The following is a 17,442-nucleotide window of genomic DNA, read 5'->3' on the forward strand; positions in this document are numbered from 1 at the left end:
ATTATTTCTTGAGAGCCTCTTCGGGCGAAAGGGCCGGCTCGCTCTGAGGGTCGAGCCGGTGCCGCAGCCGCAGGTTCAGCAACTCCACCGCCACCGAGAACGCCATCGCCACGTAGACGTAGGCCTTGGACACGTGGACGTGGGCGCTCTCGACCATCAGCACGAAGCCGATCATGACCAGGAAGGCCAGTGCGAGCATCTTCACGGTCGGGTGCGCATCGACGAAGCGCGACAGCGGGCCGGCGAAGAACATCATGGTGATGATGGCGATGACGATGGCCGCGACCATCACCGGCAGGTTGTTGGTCATGCCGACCGCAGTGATCACCGAGTCGAGCGAGAACACGATGTCGAGGATCATGATCTGCACGATCGCGCCGCTCATGCTCATGACCTTGCGCGGCGTCGCGGTGCCCGACTCGGCCGCGTGATCGCCCGCGCTGAGCATCTCGACGATCTCCTTGCCGGCCTTGTAGAGCAGGAACAGGCCGCCGAAGAACAGGACCAGATCGCGGCCCGAAACCGGCAGCGAACCGAGCGAGAACAGCGGCGCGGTGAGACTCGCGAGCCAGGCCAGCGAAAACAGCAGGCCCACGCGCGTGAGCAGCGCACCGGCCAGGCCGAGCGTGCGCGCCTTGCCCTGCTGATGCTGAGGCAGCTTGGAGACGATGATCGAGATGAAGATGACGTTGTCGATGCCGAGCACGATCTCGAGCGCGGTGAGGGTCAACAACGCGGCCCACATTTCGGGGTTGGCCAGAGCTTCCATTGTTCTCGCTAAAAGATGAGGGATTGCCCGTAAGGGGCGACAAACACCGCTGAATGATACCGGCTGCTCGAAGCTGTCATGAAAGCTTCGCCGAATCTTCATCGATCTGGCAGAGACGCGATCTAGTCTGGCAGGCGTAAAAATCGACCGGAGATCGCCATGCGCATCGCCTATGGAGTCATGGGCTACGGCCGCGGCCACGCCATGCGCAGCCTCAGCGTGCTGCCCTCGCTGATGCAGGAGCACGAGGTCACCGTGTTCACGGCCGGCGACGCCTACGACGTGCTCGCCCCGCTGTTCCCGACCGTGCGCATCCCGATGATCGGCTATCGCTACAACAGCCGCGGCGGACATTCGATTCCGCGCACCGTCGGCGAGAACCTGGGGCCGATGGCCGATCTGCTGCTGCACGGCCCGGGCATGGAGCAGGTCGAGCGCGAATTCCGCGACCGCGGCATCCAGCTGGTGATCTCGGACTCCGAGGCCTGGTGCCACCGCGCCGCGGCCAAGCTCAAGCTGCCGCGCATCAGCTTCGACCACGTCGGCATCATCGCCTGGTGCAAGCCGCACTTCCCGGCGGAGCTCTGGCTCTCCGGCATGCGCGACGCGGTCGGCTATCGCTCGCTGATGGGCCAGCCCGATCGCATCATCATTTCGAGCTTCTACCCGGCCGAGCCGCGCCAGAGCGGCACCCGCATCGTCGGCCCGATGCTGCGCGACGAAGTGCTGCGCGCGAGCGCGGTCTCGCGCGGGGCCGCGCCCAAGGATTTCCTTCTCGCCTACTTCAACAAGGGCGAGCACCAGTACCGCCCGCACGTCGACCGCGCGCTGCGCCTGCTCGACTGCCCGGTGGTCGTCTATGGCACACCGAACCGCGGCAGGAGCGACAACCTCGAGTTCCGCGCCCCGAGCAACGAGTGGTTCGTCAACGATCTCGCGAGTTGCCGCGGGGTCGTCAGCACGGCGGGCAACCAGCTGATCGGCGAAGCGATCCACTTCGGCAAGCCGATCCTCGCGCTGCCCGAGCAGGCCTTCGAGCAGCGCCTGAACGCGCACATGATCGAACGCATGGGCGTGGGCATGCGCGGCAACCTCGCCACGCTGACGCCGAGCGACATCGATCGCTTCCTCGGCAACGAGAGCTACTACCGCAGCCACATGGGCGAGCACGCCCGCGACGGTCGCGCCGAGGCGATCGAAACGCTGCACCGCTTCATCGGCGAGCTCGTGCGCCAGCCGCGCACGGCGGCCAAGCGCCGGGCCCGGCCGGGCCGGCGGATCGGGGCGGGACAGGTGGTCAAGCCGTAGTTTTTGATCGTCTGTTGATGTTCCCCTCTCCCGCTTGCGGGAGAGGGCGGCGCGCAGCGCCGGGAGAGGGTCGGCTCGTAAAGAGCGCGCATTTTCCGACCTGGCCCTCTCTCCCCGCCTTCGGCGGGACTCTCTCCCGCGAGCGGGAGAGAGGACAAGCATGCGGTCGCGGCGACACCAATCCTGCCGCTTGAAAATCCCAATTCCCATTGACAAGCAGTAACTGCCAGATCACCATCTGCCGCCTCATTATCTGCTTAGGCAGAAATACGAATCGGCAGACACATGGTCCAGCACTACGACGCCAAGACGTTCCGTTCGAACAAGAGCCTCGGCTACCTGCTCAAGGTGGCGCACGCGCGCATGCACGAGTGCGCCTCGCTGGCCTTCTCCGAGCACGATCTCAACTTCATGCAATGGATCGTGCTGACCAAGCTGCGCGAAGGCTCGGCGCGTACTGCGGGCGATCTCTGCAAGGGCATGTATTACGACACCGGTGCGGTGACCCGGCTGATCGATTCGCTTGAAGAGCGCGGCTACCTGAGCCGTGAACGCAGCCGCCAGGATCGCCGCGTCGTCGAGCTCGAAGTCACCGAAGCCGGGCTCGAAAAACTCGACGAGATGACGCCGCTGGCCGTCGCCAAGCTCAACGAGGCGCTCGCCGATTTCAGCTCGGCCGAGTTCGCCGAGTTCACGCGTCTGATCGAAAAGCTCATCGGCGGACTGTCGCGCACCGAGTCCGAGCTGAGTGCCTCAGAACTCAAAGGGTCCGAACCCAAAGGCAGCGCTTCATGATCCGCCCATCCCGATTCGCGATCGCCGGCACGCTGGCCGGCGCCCTGCTCGCGCTCGCGGGCTGCGTCACCCCGCAGGTCGAAGATCCGCGCGCCACCGCGCTGGCTCCGCAATCGCTCGGCCTGACCGGCACGCCGATGGCCCCGGTCGCCGCCGGCTGGTGGAAGGCCTTCGGCGACCCGCAGCTCGACAAGCTCGTCGACCAGGCGCTCGCCAACAGCCCGAGCCTGCAGGCCGGGCTCGCCCGCGTGCGCGCCGCGCAGGCGCAAAGCCTGTCGATCAGCGCCGAAGACCGGCCTGGCGTTTCGATCGACGGCGAGGCTTCGCGCCAGCGCTTGTCGGCCAATTACATCGTGCCGCCGCCCTACGGCGGGCATACCTACTGGGTCAGCAACCTCGGCGCCAACCTGAGCTGGAACCTGGACTTCTGGGGCAAGCAGGCCGCGCAGCTGTCGCAGGCGCGCGACGCCCAGGCCGCGAGCGAGCTCGACGTCGAAGCCGCCCGGCTCGCGCTCGCCGGCGCCATCGCCCAGGCCTACGTCGACCTGCATCGCGCCTGGACGCTGTCCGACATCGCCGATCGCCAGCTCGCCCAGCGCGAACACTTGCTCAAGCTCACGCAGCAGCGCGTCGACACCGGGCTCGATACGCAGATCGAGCTGCGCTCTCGGAGCAAGCGCCTTCATCGGAAGAAGCCCCCTCACCCCTCGCTGACGCGAGACCCTCTCCCGCACGCGGGAGAGGGGAACAGCAACTGGCAGTCGTCGCGACTGACAGCGCTTCGCCCTGAATCAAGAAAATCAAGAAACAACAAGGCACCTCGCCATGAACACTCCCAATCAAGAAGCACCCGCCCAAAACGGCAAACGCCGCACGCGCCTGATCGCGCTCGGCGTCGCGGTCCTTGTCGGCGTCGGCCTCTACGGCAGCTACTGGTATCTGCACGCACGCCACTTCGAGGAAACCGACGATGCCTACGTGGCCTCCGATCTCGTGCAGATCACCAGCGAAGTCGCCGGTGCGGTGACCGCGGTGTTCGTCGACGACACCCAGCACGTCGAACGCGGCCAGCTGCTCGTGCAGCTCGACGACGCCGATGCGCAAGTGTCGACGGCCGCGGCCGAAGCCGAACTCGCGCGCACGGTGCGCCAGGTGCGCGCCGTGTTCTCGCAAGCCGATGGCCTGAAGGCGCAGATCAACGAGCGCCAGATTGCGCTGCGCAGCGCGCGTGCGGATTTGCAGCGCCGGCAGAAGGTCGCCGCCGACGGCGCGGTGTCCGCCGAAGAACTGCAGCACGCCAAGGACCAGGTCGCGCAGCTCGAAGCCGCTTTGAACATCTCGCAGGAATCGCTGCGCACGACGCAGGCGCAGATCGCCGACACGCGGATCGAAACGCATCCGCAGGTGCTCGCGGCGGCGGCCAAGGTTCGCGAAGCCGGGCTCGCGCTGCGTCGCACCAGGATCGTCGCGCCGGTGTCGGGCACGGTGGCGCGTCGCGGCGTGCAGATCGGCGCGCGCATTGCGCCGGGCGCCGCGCTGATGGCGGTGGTGCCGCTCGATCGCGTCTGGGTCGATGCCAACTTCAAGGAGGTGCAGCTCGCCGGCATCCGCATCGGCCAGCCGGTGGAATTGCATTCCGACCTCTACGGCAAGGACGTGAACTATCACGGCAAGATCGCCGGCCTCGGTGCCGGCAGCGGTGCGGCGTTCGCGCTGTTGCCCGCGCAGAACGCCTCGGGCAACTGGATCAAGATCGTGCAACGCGTTCCGGTGCGCATCGCGCTCGATCCGAAGGAGCTCAGCGATCATCCGCTGCGCGTGGGCCTGTCGATGACCGCGACGGTCGACCTGCACGACGGCTCCGGCCCGCTCGTCGCGACACAACTGCGCAGCGAGCCGCAGCGCGTGACGATCAACGAGCAGCGCGACGCCGAAGTGCAGCAGCAGATCGCGCGCATCATCGCCGACAACGCCGGCCACGCCGCGCTGTGAGCACCTCCGCCGCCAATCCGAACGCCGGAGGCGCAGCGCCGCAGGCTCAGGCGGCGATCCCGGGCGGTCGCGCGCTGGTGGCGACCGCGCTGGCGCTCGGCACCTTCATGCAGGTGCTCGACACGACCATCGCCAACGTGTCGATCCCGACCATCGCGGGCAACCTCGGCACCTCGACCGACCAGGGCACCTGGGTCATCACGAGCTTCGCGGTCGCCAACGGCATCTCGGTGCCGCTGACGGGCTGGCTCATGCAGCGCTTCGGCGTGGTGCGCACCTTCGTCGCCTCGGTGCTGCTGTTCACGATCGCCTCGTTCTTATGCGGCGCGGCCTGGAGTCTGTCGTCGCTGATCCTGTTCCGCATCCTGCAGGGCGCGGTGTCGGGGCCGATGATTCCGGGTTCGCAGGCTTTGCTGATTTCGCTGTTCCCGCCCGAGAAGAAAGGCTCGGCATTGGCGATCTGGTCGATGACGACCCTGGTTGCGCCGATCTGCGGGCCGATCCTCGGCGGGCATATCTCCGACGATTACTCGTGGCCGTGGATCTTCTACATCAACGTGCCGGTGGGTTTGTTCTGCGCCTTCATCTGCTGGAACGGGCTCAAGCACCGCGAGACGCCCACGCGCAAGATTCCGATCGACAGCATCGGCCTGTCGCTGCTGGTGCTATGGGTCGGAGCGCTGCAGATCATGCTCGACACCGGCAAGGACCAAGACTGGTTCTCGTCGCCGGTGATCGTCGCCGAAGCGATCGTCGCGGGCGTCGGCTTCATCGCCTTTCTGATCTGGGAGCTCGGCGAAAAGCATCCGATCATCGATCTGTCGCTGTTCAAGAACCGCAACTTCACGCTCGGCGTGCTGGTGTTCTGCGTCGGCTACGGCGTGTTCTTCGGCGGCGTGGTGCTGCTGCCGCTGTGGATGCAGACCTGGCTCGGCTACACCGCGACCTGGGCCGGGCTGGTCGCCGCGCCGAGCGGCATGGTGGCGGTGCTGCTGTCGCCGCTCGTGGGCCGCAACATCGGCCGCGTCGATCCGCGCATTCTTGCGACCATCGCCTTCATCGCCTTCGGCATTTCGTACTTCATGCGCGCGGGCTACACCGCCAACGCCGAATTCATGGACTACGTGCTGCCGCTGCTCGTGCAGGGCGTGGGCATGTCGATGTTCTTCGTCGCCATGCTGACGATCCTGCTCGACGGCGTGCCGGACGCGCGCCTGCCCGCGGCCTCGGGGCTGTCGAACTTCCTGCGCATCACCGCGGGTGCGTTCGCGACCAGCATCACGACCACGTTCTGGGACCGTCACGCGGCCTTGCACCAGACGCGGCTCGCCGAAGCCACGAGCATCACCGACCCGCGCCTGCAGCAGGCGATGGGCACGCTGCAGGAACGTGGCCTGTCGGAAGGCCAGTCGATCGGCGCGCTCGCGCGGGAGCTCGCCAATCAGGCGTATTTGATGTCCACGCTCGATTTCTTCTGGATCTGCGCCTGGATCTCGATCGCCTCGATCGGCTTGGTCTGGCTCACGCGGCGTCCGCGTGGCGGGCCAGCGGTGCACGCGGCGGCGGATTGAATCGCGATCCGTGCACGCGCGAAGGCAGGACGACGCCGCTCGGGCGTTCGTCCGCAAGCCGGGCGCGCCGCAGCTGTGCGGCGCACCCACTCTACCGGCCTCGTTTGGCAAGCTAAGGTCGGGCGAAGCCGCGACCTGCCCTCGGCGCCCTCACGGCTTCCCGTAAACCAAAGGTCTCAAGTTCGAAACCAGTTCGCGCGCGTTGTAAGACTCCACCGAGGCCGGCATCGGGTTGTTGCCGATCAGGATCTCGAGCTCCGAGGTGTACTGCGTGCTTGTCGTCGGCGCGATGTCGCCTCCGCTGACGTAGCCCGGCGAGGTCGTCACCACCGCATCGCAGCGGATCAGGCCGCAGCGCTGATAGACCGTGGTCTGCGGCGGCGAGATGAACTCGGGCGAGCCGCCGAATTCGCGCGTGTTCTTGTCGGTGTTCCTGCCGACGATCTGGAACCAGTCGGCACCACGCTGCAGCGCGAGTTCGCCGGCGCGCAGCAGGGCGTAATTGCGCGTGGTCTCGGCCGGTGTAATGTCGTTGCCCTTGAAGCTGATGCGATAGCGGTCGGCCGCGAGCGCGGTCTCGGTGTAGCCGAAGCCGGCCGGCTTCTGCGCAGGCTGGTAAGGCGTCTGGCTCGCACAGCCGGCCAGTACAGCGACGGCGGCGGCAGCCGCGAGCAAGGACGAACGACACGGGAAGGCAAGCGATATCATGGTCAACTCCTGACGCCGTCGGTGACGGCCGATGGCAAGCTGCAGTCCTACGTTGCCGGCATTCTCTGAAGACATCGTGAAGCTGCGGTTCCGATTCGTTCGCGGCCCGGCGCGACTTGGATTCACCGGCGCGGCCCTCAACTCAACGGACAAGGGCGCCCGATCGGGGCGCGGCTTTCCTCGGCACACGGCCCATCATTCGACAAAAGGACTTTCCATGAGCACTCCCGCTTTCGGCGTCGGCACCTTCCGCCTCAAAGACCAGGTGGTCATCGACTCGGTGCGCAACGCGCTCGAGCTGGGTTATCGGCTCGTCGACACCGCGCAGATTTACGAGAACGAGGCCGAAGTGGGCCGGGCGATCGCCGAATCGGGCGTTCCGCGCAAGGACTTGTTCGTCACCACCAAGATCTGGGTCGACAATTTCTCGCGCGACAAGCTCGTGCCGAGCCTGATCGAAAGCCTCGCCAGGCTGCGCCTGGATCACGTCGACCTGACGCTGCTGCACTGGCCGTCGCCGGGCGGCGCCGTGCCGCTCGCCGAATCGCTGAACGCGCTCGCCGAGGCCAAGTCGCAGGGGCTCACCAAGGCGATCGGCGTCTCCAACTTCACGATCGATCTGCTGCGCCAGTCCATCGCCATCGTCGGCGCCGACCACATCGCGACCAACCAGGTGGAGCTGCATCCGTTTCTGCAGAACCGCAAGCTCGCCGAATTCGCCGCAGGCGCAGGTATCCACCTGACCTCGTACATGACGCTCGCGGTGGGCCGCGTGATGCAGGATCCGGTGCTGCAGCAGATCGCCGAACGCCATGACGCGACGGTCGCGCAGGTGGCGCTGGCCTGGGCGATGAAGCTCGGCCACGCGGTGATTCCGTCGTCCACCAAGCGCGAGAATCTCGCGAGCAATCTCAAGGCGCTCGACCTTGCGCTCGACGACAGCGACATGCAGGCGATCGCCAGGCTCGATCGCGGCCAACGACTCGCGGCTCCGGCCCGGCTGCAGCCGGAATGGGATTGACTCGCCCGACCGTTCGGCCGGCGCACCTTACTCGGCGAGCTTCTTGCGCATCTCGTCGAGCTGGTCGCGCTCGTGCTGCGCAAGCTCGGGCCAGCGCAGGTCGAGCCCGGCGAGCGTGCGCTCGATGATGTCAGCCACGGCCACGCGCATGTAGGACTTGCTGTCAGCCGGAATCGCATACCACGGCGCCCACGGGCGCGAGGTCTGGTTGAGCGCTTCTTCGTACGCGGCCTGATAGTCCTTCCAGTGCTCGCGAACGAGCAGGTCGGCCGATTCGAACTTCCAGTTCTTCTCGGGCTCGTCGAGCCTCGCGAGCAGGCGCGTGCGCTGTTCTTCGGCCGAGACGTTGAGCCAGAACTTCAGGATCACCGTGCCGTTGTGCGCGAGGTGTTTCTCGTGATCGCGGATCGATTCGTAGCGCTGGCCGAAGAGCTCCGGCAGCGGTGCCGGGTTCGGCAGGCGCTGCGCTTTCAGAAACTGCGGCTTCACGCGCACCGCGAGCACTTCTTCGTAGTAGCTGCGGTTGAACACGCCGATGCGCCCGCGCTGCGGCAGGTGCTGGCTCGTGCGCCAGAGGAAATCGTGGCTCAACTCCTCTTCGGTCGGCCGCTTGAACGCATGCACTTCGCAGCCCGAAGGATCGATGCCCGTGAGCACTGCGCGGATCGTCGAATCCTTGCCGGCCGCGTCCATCGCCTGAAAGATCAACAGCAGCGAGTAGCGGTTGTCCGCGTACAGGATACGCTGCAGATCGGAGATGTTGGCGACGTGCTGCTGCAGCCTGGCTTCGCGCTCGCCCTTGCCGTCAAGCTGCAGCTTCTTCGCCGCTTTGGTGTCGAGCCTGGAAACGCGCAGATTGCCGTCGAACGGCACAAGGTAGGGACTGTCGACGGCTTTTTGATTCGGATGACCCATGCGCTCGGCTCGTTGCAGGCGAGCGACGATCTTGCCACTGCGAACGAACCCGGTGTCTGAACGGGCACTCGCCTGCGAACGATCAGACCGCAGGCAGGCGCACGCGCGCGCTGAGCCCGCCTCCCTCGCGCGGCCTGAGTTCGAGTTCACCACCGAGCCGGCGCGCGATATCGGAAACGATCGCCAGGCCCAGGCCCGATCCGCCCGCATCGAGATTGCGCGAGCGATCACCTCGATAGAACGGCTCGGTGACGCGCTCGATCTCGTCCGCCGCGATGCCCGGACCCCGATCTTCGACGCGCAGTTCGATCAGGCCGCGCCGCGACAGCACGCTGATCTGCGCCGAGCCTGCGTACTTGAGTGCGTTGTCGACGAGATTGTTCAGGAGCCGGGCCAGGGAAGCTTCGCGGGCACAGACGCGCGCAGGCTCGTCGAGTTCGCACAGCTGTATCGCCTGCGCCGGACCCGCATGGGCCGCGATCTCGCGAAGCACGAGCATCGACAGATCGACGATCTCCTGCGGACCGGCTTGCGTGTCACCCGTACTGCGCGGTCTTGCCAGCGCGAGCGTGTCGCTGAGCAATTGCCGCATCTGCAGGATGTCGCGTTCGGCTGCATCGCGCTGTCGCTCGTCGGGCAAGTCGTCGACGCGCAGGCGCAGCCGCGTGAGATAGGTGCCGAGATCGTGGCTGATCGCAGCGAACAGCTGGGCGCGGCCCTCCAGCAAACCGTGCATGCGTTCGCGCATGCGCGTGAACGCATCGAGCAGGCGACGCACTTCGGGTGCGCCCTTGGGTGGCGGAGGTGGAATTTCGCGTGCGGTGCCAAAGCGCTCGACCGCCTCGACGAGTCGCTCGAGCGGCTGGATCTGCCGCTTGAGCGCCAGCAGGGAAAGTACGCCGATCATGAGCAGCGCGAGCATCATCAGCCGCACGAGCGGCCGTCCGAGCGCCGCACGCATCAATGGGCCGCGCAGTTCGACCACCGCGATCTGTCCATCGCGCAAGCCGATGGCGATGCGCAGCGGGCCGCGAAAATCATCGTCCGCGCCTCTCTCGAGTTCGGCTCGCACCGGACGTTCGCCGAGTGCGTTGAGATAGCGCGCGGTCATCCAGGCGATGCGCGGCAGCGCGAACCCCTGCTCGGCTTTCGGTGGCCAATGGTCTTGCAGGTTCACGCGCAGATCGACCGAACTCAGCGCACGCAGGACCAGCGGCCGCTGCTCGGCCGGGGTGCGATCGAGCAGCTCGGCGATCGCGGCCATCTGATCGGGCAGCGGCAGGCGCAGGTCTTGTCCGGTATCGGCATGCCGTTGCAGCTGAAAAACTCCATACATGGTCAACACCGCGAGCAGCAGCGCAGCGCTCGTGAGCAGGATCAGGCGTAGCGCCAGCCCGGGCCGCAGCCACATCAGCAGGGCTCGACCGGAACCGTGAACAGGTAGCCGCCGTTGCGCACGGTGCGCAGCAATGTCGGTTTCGCCGGATCGGGTTCGATCTTGCGGCGCAGACGCATCAGGGCGACATCGATCGAGCGATCGAAAGCCTCCCAGCTGCGGCCCTTGGTGTAATCCATGAGCTGGTCGCGCGAGAGCACGCGTTGCGGGTGATGCACGAAGGTGGCGAGCAGGTCGTAATCGCCGGCCGACAGCTCGATCTCGACACCGTCGTCGCGCATGAGCCGGCGCGCAGCGAGGTCGAAGCGATAGCGATCGAAGCGCAGCAGCTCGGCGTTCGCATCGGCCGCCGGCGTGGCCGGCTCGCAGCGGCGCAGCACCGCGCGGATGCGGGCGAGCAGTTCGCGCGGATTGAAGGGCTTGGCGAGGTAATCGTCGGCGCCGATCTCGAGGCCGATGATGCGGTCCAGATCCTCGCCCCTGGCCGTGAGCATGATGATCGGCAGATTGCTCCGGGCGCGCACGCGCCGGCAGATCGACAGCCCGTCTTCGCCGGGCAGCATGAGGTCGAGCACGAGCAGCGAGGCGGGCTTCTGGGCCAGCGCGGCGTCCATCTCGACGCCATTGCGCACCCAGCGCGCCGCATAGCCGTCGCGCTGCAGGCGGTCGCGCACGAGCGGGCCGATCTCGGCGTCGTCCTCGACCACAAGCAGTTCGGTAATGGCGTGCATGAGCGGATTTATACGGGAAGACGCGGCCCGCCGAACCAGCCTGTAACCCGCCGTAACACGGGATCACGGTCCGTCATGCCCCGGTGATCGTGCCGAAACCGCGACGGCGCACCGTGATTCCACCGGCCGCGACGGCCATCACAGGAGCTTTCGATGAGGTTCAGAACCCGCTTCACGCCCGCCGCTTGCGCGCTCGGCCTGGCAGGCCTGCTGGCGTTTCCGGCCATGGCCCAGCTGCCGATGGGCGAGATGGCCGGCGCCGATAGGGACGGCAACGGATCGATCAGCACGCAGGAAGTGCGCGATGCCGCAGCCCAGCAGTTCGCGCGCCTCGATGGTGATCACAACGGCTCGCTGAGCCAGGCCGAGTTCGTCGATGCGCGGCTCGAAATGTTTTCCGCGCTCGATGCCGACGGCAACGGCGAAATCGACCGCAGCGAAATGCGCCAGGCCGCCAAGGCGGCACGCAGGAAACGCTGATTCGCGCCCCTTTCTTCAACCGGAGTTGATCCCATGACGCCTACATTTGCTTCACAGCCGAAAACCGCAGGCCCGGTTCACAATCGCCTGGCCCTGATCACCGGCGCACTCGCGGTCGGGCTGGCCTTCTCGAGCATCGCCGATGCGCGCGAGCGCAATCGTTCGGTGAGCCGCGAAACGGCCGCCGGATCGTTCGAGCGCCAATCGCAGGTTCAGGCCGGCCCGGGCTATCGATCGGCCGCGCGCTCGCAAAGCGGCCCCAACGGCGGCTCGCGCAGCGTGGAGCGCGGCCACGAGGACGGCAACCGCTATCGCGAGGTCAGCGGCACCACGGCGTCCGGCGACGACTGGAGCCGCAGTCGCAGCACGAGTATCGAAGAGGGCTCGATGAGCCGATCGCGCAGCGTCAGCGGCCCCGGCGGCGCCAGCGCGGGCAGCAGCGTCAGCGTGAGCCATGACGAAACCGGCGGCAGCCGCAGCGCGTATCGCTACGGACCCAACGGCGGCAGCGTGAGCCGCGAAACCTCGCACAAGCGCTGAGCGCCGAACCGCACCGCACTTCATGGCGGGATGTGGCTCGATGGCCGCATCCCGTCTCCCTTCGACGGAAACCTCGCCATGTCGATCGATGTCCTGCTGCCGCAGCACCGGCCCGGCGGGCTGCTGCTGTTCTTCATGCTGTTCGCGCTGCTCGAAATGCTGTGGCTGCACCGCCGTGCCGAAGCCGGGCGCGGCTATGATTGGCGCGAAAGCGGCGCGTCGACCGCGATCGCGCTCGGCAACGCGCTGATCCGTCCGTTGACGGCCGCGCTGCTGTTGCCGCTGTTCGACTTCGTCCACGAGCATCGCGTGTTCGACTGGAAGCTCGATGCGGCCCGCTTTGCACTGCTGCTCGTCGCGGTCGATTTCGCCTATTACGGCTTTCATCGGGCCAACCACCGTGTGCGCTGGCTCTGGGCCACCCATTCGGTGCATCACTCGACCACGCGCTTCAATCTGTCGGCGGCCTATCGCCTCGGCTGGACCGATCTGCTCGCCGGCGCCTGGCTGTTGGTGCTCGGCTTCGTCTGGCTCGGCGTTCCACCCGCAGCCGCGACCGGCGCGCTCGCGCTGAACCTGCTGTTCCAGTTCTTTCTGCACACCGAAGCCATCGGCCGGCTCGGCCCGCTCGAATGGATCTTCAACACACCGACCCATCATCGCGTGCATCACGCCTGCAACGAGAGCCTGCTCGACAAGAACTTCGGCGGCGTGCTGATCGTCTGGGATCGCCTGTTCGGAACCTACGCAGCGACGCCCGAGCACGAGCCGTTGCGCTTCGGCCTCGGCGGCGCATCGGTCGGCCACAACCCGCTGCGCATCGCCTTCGGCGAATGGCGCCGCCTGCTGGCCGACATGCGCAAGGCCGGCAGCCTGCGACGGGCCCTGCGGCAGGCCCTGGCACCGCCCGGCTAGCGATCAATCCCCGCGGTGCCACGGCCGCGCTGCCGGCTTGACGGCTTCGCAGCGCTCGCTTCCTGCCGCGGAGGAGTCGCAAAAGTACTGCGCACGAAATCGGCGAACGCGCGCACCGCGATCGAGGCCTGTCGATGGCCCGGATACACCACGTGCACGCCCGCGATCGGCGGACGGAATTCGCCGAGGACCTTCACCAGGTCACCGCGTGCGATCGCGTCGCCGACGATGAAGGTCGGCAGATGCGCGATGCCGATCCCGGCGCAGGCCGCATCGCGCAGGATCTCGCCGTTGTTGCTGCACAAGCGCCCGTTGACGGCGACGAGCTTGCGCTTGCCCTGCACTTCGAAGCTCCATTCGACATGGCGCTTGTGTCCATACGGCAGGCATTCGTGCTGGCGCAGGTCGTCGGGCTTGAGTGGCCTGCCCCTGCGGCGCAGATAGTCCGGACTGCAGCAGGTCGCCATCTCCATCATCGTCACGCGCGTGGCGATCAGCGAGGAGTCGGGCAATACCCCGATGCGGATGCCGACGTCGTAGCCTTCGGCGACGAGATCGACGGTGCGATCGTTCAGGTCGAGCTCGAGCATCACGTCCGGATAGGCGCTCAAGAAACGCGGAATCGCCGCACTCAGATGCATGGTTCCGAAAGTCATCGGCGCCGACACGCGCAGGCGCCCGCGCGGAGCTTCGTTGTGGCGTGAGATGGCCTGCTCGAGGCCATCGACTTCCTGCACGAGCCGGCTCGCCTGCTCGTAATACGACTGCCCGGCCTCGGTCATGCGCAGCGCCCGCGTGGTGCGAACGAGCAGGCGCACGCCGAGCCGCGCTTCGAGCGCGATGAGCCTTTTGCTGACGAACTGCTTGGACAGGCCGAGCTTGTCGGCCGCGGCGGTGAAATTGCCCGAGTCCACGGTCTGGACGAACAGGCGCATGTCTTCGAGCTGGTTCATCGTCTCTCCGTATTTGTCCACTCGGCGGCGACAATCAGTCGCTCGTCAGCCGGTTTTTCGGATCATAGAGCGACATTACGATGGCCTCAATGGAGCTCGCACCGAGCGCCCGACTCGAAAGGAGAATCGCCATGCAGATCACCCAGGCCAACGACCGCGGCTACGCCAATCACGGCTGGCTCAAGTCCCGTCATACGTTTTCGTTCGGCGGTTACTACAACCCCGAGCAGATCGGCTTCTCGGATCTGCGCGTGATCAACGACGATCGCGTGGACGGCGGCGAAGGCTTCGGCACGCATCCGCACCGCGACATGGAAATCTTCTCGTACGTGCTCGAAGGCGCGCTCGCTCACCGCGACACCATGGGCAACGGCTCGACGATCCGTCCGGGCGACGTGCAGATGATGAGCGCCGGCAGCGGCGTGGCGCACAGCGAGTTCAACGGCAGCCGCGACGAGCTCGTGCACTTCCTGCAGATCTGGATCGTGCCGAACGTGCGCGGTGCGACGCCGCGCTACGGTGAGCGCAACTTCAGCGCCGACGACAAGCGTGGCCGCCTGCGCCTGATCATCTCGCCCGAAGGCAACGAAGGCTCGCTGGAAGTCCGCCAGGACGTGAAGGTCTACGCCGGCCTGTTCGATGGCGCCGAAGCGGCCACGTTCACCATGCCCGAGAACCGCTACGCCTACGTGCACGTGGCCCGTGGCGAAGTCGAGCTCAATGGCCAGAAGCTCGTCGAAGGCGATGGCGTGCGCATTCGCGAATCGCAAGCGCTGAGCTTCGCCAACGGCCGCGACAGCGAGGTGCTGCTGTTCGATCTGCGCCCCTACGAACTGCCGGGCCTGCAGTAAGCGGTAGCGGCTGCTTTCTCCATCGAGGCGGAGTCCTCGGTGGAGAAAGTTCACACGCGGGTGACGCATTCAGATCGAGCTGGAGCCTGGACATGATCGAGTCGAATCTTCAGATGCCGGATGCAGCGAGCAACGCCCATCAGGTGTTGTCGCGCGACGCACTCGAACGCTTCGCACGCGATCTCGCGGCGCGGAACGAGGCGGTCGACGACAGCGAGCAACGCTGGATCGCCCTGCGCTTCGCGAGCGCCCTGCTGTCCGCGCTCGAGCATCCCGGCGAACAGGCTTTCATCGAGCAGATGCTCGTTACGCTGCGTACGCCGGCGCCGAAGCCCGTCGAGATTCCGAGCCGGCCGGTCAAGAGCGGGCTCGCGCACTGGCAGGAGCTTCGAGCCAAAGCCCTGCTGTCGGGCCGTGACTCGAACGAAGCGACGATCGCCGATGCCGCAAGCGCATGCCGGCTCTCGCGCAGCCACTTCAGCAAGGCCTTCAAGCAGACCACCGGCCGATCGCCGCAATGCTGGCTGCAGGAGTACAAGATCGAAAAGGCCAAGGCCCTGCTGCTCGACGGCATGGCGATCGCCGATGTCGCCGATGCCTGCGGCTTCGCCGACCAGAGTCATCTGACCCGCCTGTTCACGCGCATCGCCGGCCTGCCGCCGGCTCGGTGGCGCCGCAATCGCAGCTAGTGGTCGCCCGCCGCCAAGGAACGCCCAAGAAAACCCTGCTCGAGCATCGCAAGCGCAGCAGTTTGAACAGAGCTCCTAATCAACAAAAGCGTTCATATCGGGCCAGACCGCACACAGCTCGCCTCAATCCTGATAGAACGTGGCGAAACAACCGCCGTCGCCAGGAGCCGATGCGATCCATGACAACGGCCAAGCCTCGACAGTCGCATCGTCGGCACTCGCGTTTCAGCTCAGCGCGGCCCACATCACGCAGATCAGCTAGCGCTTGCTTGCAAAGCGCTTCTGCGGCCGCATCTTGGATGCATCGAGCCACCATCAGGAGCGATGAGTCATGGCAACCGGCTGGGCACGTGAAGGCGCCGTCCAGGATCAGATCGACGCCACCGTCGGCGATGCGGTGGCACGCGCACGCAGCGAGCTTTCTGCGGGCGAAAGCCTGGTGCACTGCGCAGAATGCGGCGAAGAAATTCCGCAGCGTCGCCGGCAGGCCATTGCAGGTGTACGGCTCTGCGTGAGCTGCCAGCAGGAACAGGACGACGAGGCGCAGGTGTTCAGCGGCTACAACCGGCGCGGCAGCAAGGACAGCCAGCTGCGGTGAATCAACGTGCTTGGTGTCAGCCGCATCGATTCAGCGTGTGTTGGCTCAGTGCTCCAGAACGTAATCGATCGCCGCGCAGACGGCCGTCACCTGCGCGACGATGCATTGCTCGGGCGTGGCCGATGGGCTGTCCGGATAAACCTCGGTCGTCGTCTTGTAAGCGGCCTGGGTAATTCCCGCGCATAACCCGAGCTGTTCGAGCGGATACTCGATCACGCCCGGGGCGACGACCGGCGAGCCGATGATCTCGCCCTTGCGGTCGGCCGGGGCGATATGCGTAACCTGCGCCACGGCTGCGAGCACGGCCTGCTGAAACGCCGTCTGCGGATGCGCACTGTCGTCGACCAGATAGAAGCCGTCCGGAATTTCGCCGGGCTCGTAAGCGACACCATCGCGCGCCGCGAGCGCCGGACGAAATTCGCTTTCGTCGGTATCGGTGGTCTCGTGCAGATCGACATGCAGCCGCACGCGATCGCGATAAGGCGCGACCAGCTGCAGCAAGGCGGCCGATTCCGGTGCCGGGCTGTCGCCGAAGAACGATCGATTCGGATCGATCGCATCCGGATTCCAGCGCTGGATCACTTCATAGGCCCAAGGGCTCACGCACGGGACGACGAGCAGGTTCACGCGGCCCGCGTAGTGCGCCGCATGCCGGTCGATGAAGCGCAGCGCGCCGTGAACACCGCTGGTTTCGTAACCATGCACGCCGCCGGTCACGAGCACGATGGGCAGCGCGTCGTTCCATGCGCGGCTCCTGACCGCGAACAGCGGATAAGACGGCGCGGCGTACTCGAGTCGGCCGTATTCGATGATGTCGAAACGCGTGCGGAAGCTCTCGATCACGCTCAGCACATCGTCAGCGTAGCGGCGCTGGCGCTGCCGCCGCGCACGCCAGGCCGAGATCTCGGCCGCGGCCCAGGGCGTGCCCGGCGTTCCGATCGCATAGTGCTCGCCTGAATTCACATCGCTCTCCTGAAATGGACTGCCCTTCCCGGATTGAAACACGAGCCGCCGCATCGGGCTCCGATCACGGCCGCGCGCCACGAGTGACGGCTTGTCAGCCCGGCGCGGAGCGGATAAATTTCAGCCATCAGAGACTAACGATCGTTAGGAAGCCTGCAGGGCCGACCTGGTCCGATGCACAGCGAGGAGAACCCGAATGCCCTTTCCAACCCCGACGCGACTCCGGCCGCCCTCGACGCCGTCGCTT

19 protein-coding genes and 1 pseudogene are annotated in these 17,442 nt (G+C 66.3%); 12 read left to right on the forward strand and 8 right to left on the reverse strand.

Annotation, left to right across the window (positions count from 1 at the left end; translation table 11 throughout):
- Nucleotide 1: 1 nt before the first annotated feature.
- Complete coding sequence (locus WQQ_RS06815; protein ID WP_007184374.1) at nucleotides 2–769, reverse strand: TerC family protein; 768 nt, start codon at nucleotides 767–769, stop codon at nucleotides 2–4.
- 159 nt (nucleotides 770–928) lie between these two features.
- Between WQQ_RS06815 and WQQ_RS06820 the strand changes: the two genes are divergently transcribed.
- Both WQQ_RS06820 and WQQ_RS06825 read left to right on the forward strand, forming a co-directional pair.
- The gene (locus WQQ_RS06820) at nucleotides 929–2,077 is read left to right on the forward strand and encodes a glycosyltransferase family protein (protein WP_007184375.1); all 1,149 of its coding nucleotides are present in this window, start codon (nucleotides 929–931) and stop codon (nucleotides 2,075–2,077) included.
- A gap of 285 nt (nucleotides 2,078–2,362) precedes the next feature.
- Nucleotides 2,363–2,872, forward strand: a complete 510-nt coding sequence (locus WQQ_RS06825) for a MarR family winged helix-turn-helix transcriptional regulator (RefSeq protein ID WP_007184377.1) — start codon at nucleotides 2,363–2,365, stop codon at nucleotides 2,870–2,872.
- Here WQQ_RS06825 and WQQ_RS24850 read toward each other — a convergent pair.
- Nucleotides 2,838–3,218: a hypothetical protein gene (locus WQQ_RS24850; RefSeq protein ID WP_237715021.1), complete on the reverse strand. Its 381-nt coding sequence runs from the start codon at nucleotides 3,216–3,218 to the stop codon at nucleotides 2,838–2,840. The genes WQQ_RS06825 and WQQ_RS24850 overlap by 35 nt on opposite strands.
- Between WQQ_RS24850 and WQQ_RS25225 the strand changes: the two are divergent.
- The 3 genes and pseudogenes from WQQ_RS25225 to WQQ_RS06835 all read left to right on the forward strand — a co-directional run.
- Nucleotides 3,121–3,474: pseudogene (locus WQQ_RS25225) on the forward strand (TolC family protein); the annotation flags it as partial. The gene WQQ_RS24850 and the pseudogene WQQ_RS25225 overlap by 98 nt on opposite strands.
- 223 nt (nucleotides 3,475–3,697) lie before the next feature.
- Nucleotides 3,698–4,864 (forward strand): HlyD family secretion protein, encoded by a 1,167-nt coding sequence (locus WQQ_RS06830; protein WP_007184378.1) that lies wholly within the window; start codon nucleotides 3,698–3,700, stop codon nucleotides 4,862–4,864.
- The gene (locus tag WQQ_RS06835) at nucleotides 4,861–6,435 is read left to right on the forward strand and encodes a DHA2 family efflux MFS transporter permease subunit (protein ID WP_007184380.1); all 1,575 of its coding nucleotides are present in this window, start codon (nucleotides 4,861–4,863) and stop codon (nucleotides 6,433–6,435) included. The genes WQQ_RS06830 and WQQ_RS06835 overlap by 4 nt, the downstream gene beginning before the upstream one ends.
- A gap of 150 nt (nucleotides 6,436–6,585) precedes the next feature.
- Here the strand turns inward: WQQ_RS06835 and WQQ_RS22870 are convergent, their stop codons facing one another.
- The gene (locus WQQ_RS22870; protein WP_007184382.1) at nucleotides 6,586–7,143 is read right to left on the reverse strand and encodes a CC0125/CC1285 family lipoprotein; all 558 of its coding nucleotides are present in this window, start codon (nucleotides 7,141–7,143) and stop codon (nucleotides 6,586–6,588) included.
- A gap of 217 nt (nucleotides 7,144–7,360) precedes the next feature.
- Here WQQ_RS22870 and dkgB point away from each other — a divergent pair, with 217 nt between their 5' ends.
- Nucleotides 7,361–8,164, forward strand: coding sequence for a 2,5-didehydrogluconate reductase DkgB (gene dkgB, locus WQQ_RS06845; protein WP_007184383.1), 804 nt, complete (start codon nucleotides 7,361–7,363; stop codon nucleotides 8,162–8,164).
- A gap of 27 nt (nucleotides 8,165–8,191) precedes the next feature.
- Here the strand turns inward: dkgB and WQQ_RS06850 are convergent, their stop codons facing one another.
- The 3 genes from WQQ_RS06850 to WQQ_RS06860 all read right to left on the reverse strand — a co-directional run bounded on the left by WQQ_RS06850 (nucleotide 8,192) and on the right by WQQ_RS06860 (nucleotide 11,206).
- Nucleotides 8,192–9,079 (reverse strand): PPK2 family polyphosphate kinase, encoded by an 888-nt coding sequence (locus WQQ_RS06850; protein ID WP_007184384.1) that lies wholly within the window; start codon nucleotides 9,077–9,079, stop codon nucleotides 8,192–8,194.
- Nucleotides 9,080–9,161: 82 nt separating this feature from the next.
- Nucleotides 9,162–10,490 carry an ATP-binding protein gene (locus WQQ_RS06855; protein WP_007184385.1) on the reverse strand — a complete coding sequence of 443 codons (1,329 nt, stop codon included), beginning with the start codon at nucleotides 10,488–10,490 and terminating at the stop codon, nucleotides 9,162–9,164.
- Nucleotides 10,490–11,206 carry a response regulator gene (locus WQQ_RS06860; protein ID WP_040453138.1) on the reverse strand — a complete coding sequence of 239 codons (717 nt, stop codon included), beginning with the start codon at nucleotides 11,204–11,206 and terminating at the stop codon, nucleotides 10,490–10,492. Before WQQ_RS06860 ends, WQQ_RS06855 begins: the two co-directional genes overlap by 1 nt.
- 153 nt (nucleotides 11,207–11,359) lie before the next feature.
- Between WQQ_RS06860 and WQQ_RS06865 the strand changes: the two genes are divergently transcribed.
- The 3 genes from WQQ_RS06865 to WQQ_RS06875 all read left to right on the forward strand — a co-directional run bounded on the left by WQQ_RS06865 (nucleotide 11,360) and on the right by WQQ_RS06875 (nucleotide 13,141).
- Nucleotides 11,360–11,686, forward strand: coding sequence for an EF-hand domain-containing protein (locus WQQ_RS06865; protein WP_007184387.1), 327 nt, complete (start codon nucleotides 11,360–11,362; stop codon nucleotides 11,684–11,686).
- Between the two features lie 33 nt (nucleotides 11,687–11,719).
- Nucleotides 11,720–12,226 (forward strand): hypothetical protein, encoded by a 507-nt coding sequence (locus tag WQQ_RS06870; protein WP_007184388.1) that lies wholly within the window; start codon nucleotides 11,720–11,722, stop codon nucleotides 12,224–12,226.
- A 78-nt stretch (nucleotides 12,227–12,304) separates the two neighbouring features.
- On the forward strand, nucleotides 12,305–13,141 hold the full coding sequence (locus WQQ_RS06875) for a sterol desaturase family protein (RefSeq protein WP_157534532.1): 837 nt from the start codon (nucleotides 12,305–12,307) through the stop codon (nucleotides 13,139–13,141).
- Here the strand turns inward: WQQ_RS06875 and WQQ_RS06880 are convergent.
- A complete protein-coding gene (locus WQQ_RS06880; RefSeq protein WP_007184390.1) occupies nucleotides 13,138–14,094 on the reverse strand; it encodes a LysR family transcriptional regulator in 957 nt (318 codons plus the stop codon). The two genes, WQQ_RS06875 and WQQ_RS06880, sit on opposite strands and share 4 nt — an antisense overlap.
- Nucleotides 14,095–14,225: 131 nt before the next feature.
- Between WQQ_RS06880 and WQQ_RS06885 the strand changes: the two genes are divergently transcribed.
- The 3 genes from WQQ_RS06885 (at nucleotide 14,226) to WQQ_RS06895 (ending at nucleotide 16,232) form a co-directional block, all read left to right on the forward strand.
- Complete coding sequence (locus WQQ_RS06885) at nucleotides 14,226–14,945, forward strand: pirin family protein (protein ID WP_040453140.1); 720 nt, start codon at nucleotides 14,226–14,228, stop codon at nucleotides 14,943–14,945.
- A gap of 92 nt (nucleotides 14,946–15,037) precedes the next feature.
- A complete protein-coding gene (locus WQQ_RS06890; RefSeq protein ID WP_007184392.1) occupies nucleotides 15,038–15,634 on the forward strand; it encodes a helix-turn-helix domain-containing protein in 597 nt (198 codons plus the stop codon).
- Nucleotides 15,635–15,965: 331 nt separating this feature from the next.
- Entirely contained in the window at nucleotides 15,966–16,232 is a 267-nt protein-coding gene (locus tag WQQ_RS06895; RefSeq protein ID WP_007184394.1) for a DksA/TraR family C4-type zinc finger protein, read from the forward strand.
- A gap of 45 nt (nucleotides 16,233–16,277) precedes the next feature.
- Here the strand turns inward: WQQ_RS06895 and WQQ_RS06900 are convergent, their stop codons facing one another.
- Nucleotides 16,278–17,195, reverse strand: coding sequence for a M14 family metallopeptidase (locus WQQ_RS06900; RefSeq protein ID WP_007184395.1), 918 nt, complete (start codon nucleotides 17,193–17,195; stop codon nucleotides 16,278–16,280).
- Between the last annotated feature and the right edge of the window lie 247 nt (nucleotides 17,196–17,442).

The organism is Hydrocarboniphaga effusa AP103 (assembly GCF_000271305.1).
Classification (GTDB): domain Bacteria; phylum Pseudomonadota; class Gammaproteobacteria; order Nevskiales; family Nevskiaceae; genus Hydrocarboniphaga; species Hydrocarboniphaga effusa.

What these genes read in the sequence shown, in the direction of transcription:
- WQQ_RS06815 (WP_007184374.1), bottom strand. Translation starts at nt 769, where the DNA reads ATGGAAGCTCTGGCCAACCCCGAAATGTGGGCCGCGTTGTTGACCCTC.
- WQQ_RS06820 (WP_007184375.1), top strand. Translation starts at nt 929, where the DNA reads ATGCGCATCGCCTATGGAGTCATGGGCTACGGCCGCGGCCACGCCATG.
- WQQ_RS06825 (WP_007184377.1), top strand. Translation starts at nt 2,363, where the DNA reads ATGGTCCAGCACTACGACGCCAAGACGTTCCGTTCGAACAAGAGCCTC.
- WQQ_RS06830 (WP_007184378.1), top strand. Translation starts at nt 3,698, where the DNA reads ATGAACACTCCCAATCAAGAAGCACCCGCCCAAAACGGCAAACGCCGC.
- WQQ_RS22870 (WP_007184382.1), bottom strand. Translation starts at nt 7,143, where the DNA reads ATGATATCGCTTGCCTTCCCGTGTCGTTCGTCCTTGCTCGCGGCTGCC.
- dkgB (WP_007184383.1), top strand. Translation starts at nt 7,361, where the DNA reads ATGAGCACTCCCGCTTTCGGCGTCGGCACCTTCCGCCTCAAAGACCAG.
- WQQ_RS06850 (WP_007184384.1), bottom strand. Translation starts at nt 9,079, where the DNA reads ATGGGTCATCCGAATCAAAAAGCCGTCGACAGTCCCTACCTTGTGCCG.
- WQQ_RS06855 (WP_007184385.1), bottom strand. Translation starts at nt 10,490, where the DNA reads ATGTGGCTGCGGCCCGGGCTGGCGCTACGCCTGATCCTGCTCACGAGC.
- WQQ_RS06860 (WP_040453138.1), bottom strand. Translation starts at nt 11,206, where the DNA reads ATGCACGCCATTACCGAACTGCTTGTGGTCGAGGACGACGCCGAGATC.
- WQQ_RS06865 (WP_007184387.1), top strand. Translation starts at nt 11,360, where the DNA reads ATGAGGTTCAGAACCCGCTTCACGCCCGCCGCTTGCGCGCTCGGCCTG.
- WQQ_RS06870 (WP_007184388.1), top strand. Translation starts at nt 11,720, where the DNA reads ATGACGCCTACATTTGCTTCACAGCCGAAAACCGCAGGCCCGGTTCAC.
- WQQ_RS06875 (WP_157534532.1), top strand. Translation starts at nt 12,305, where the DNA reads ATGTCGATCGATGTCCTGCTGCCGCAGCACCGGCCCGGCGGGCTGCTG.
- WQQ_RS06880 (WP_007184390.1), bottom strand. Translation starts at nt 14,094, where the DNA reads ATGAACCAGCTCGAAGACATGCGCCTGTTCGTCCAGACCGTGGACTCG.
- WQQ_RS06885 (WP_040453140.1), top strand. Translation starts at nt 14,226, where the DNA reads ATGCAGATCACCCAGGCCAACGACCGCGGCTACGCCAATCACGGCTGG.
- WQQ_RS06890 (WP_007184392.1), top strand. Translation starts at nt 15,038, where the DNA reads ATGATCGAGTCGAATCTTCAGATGCCGGATGCAGCGAGCAACGCCCAT.
- WQQ_RS06895 (WP_007184394.1), top strand. Translation starts at nt 15,966, where the DNA reads ATGGCAACCGGCTGGGCACGTGAAGGCGCCGTCCAGGATCAGATCGAC.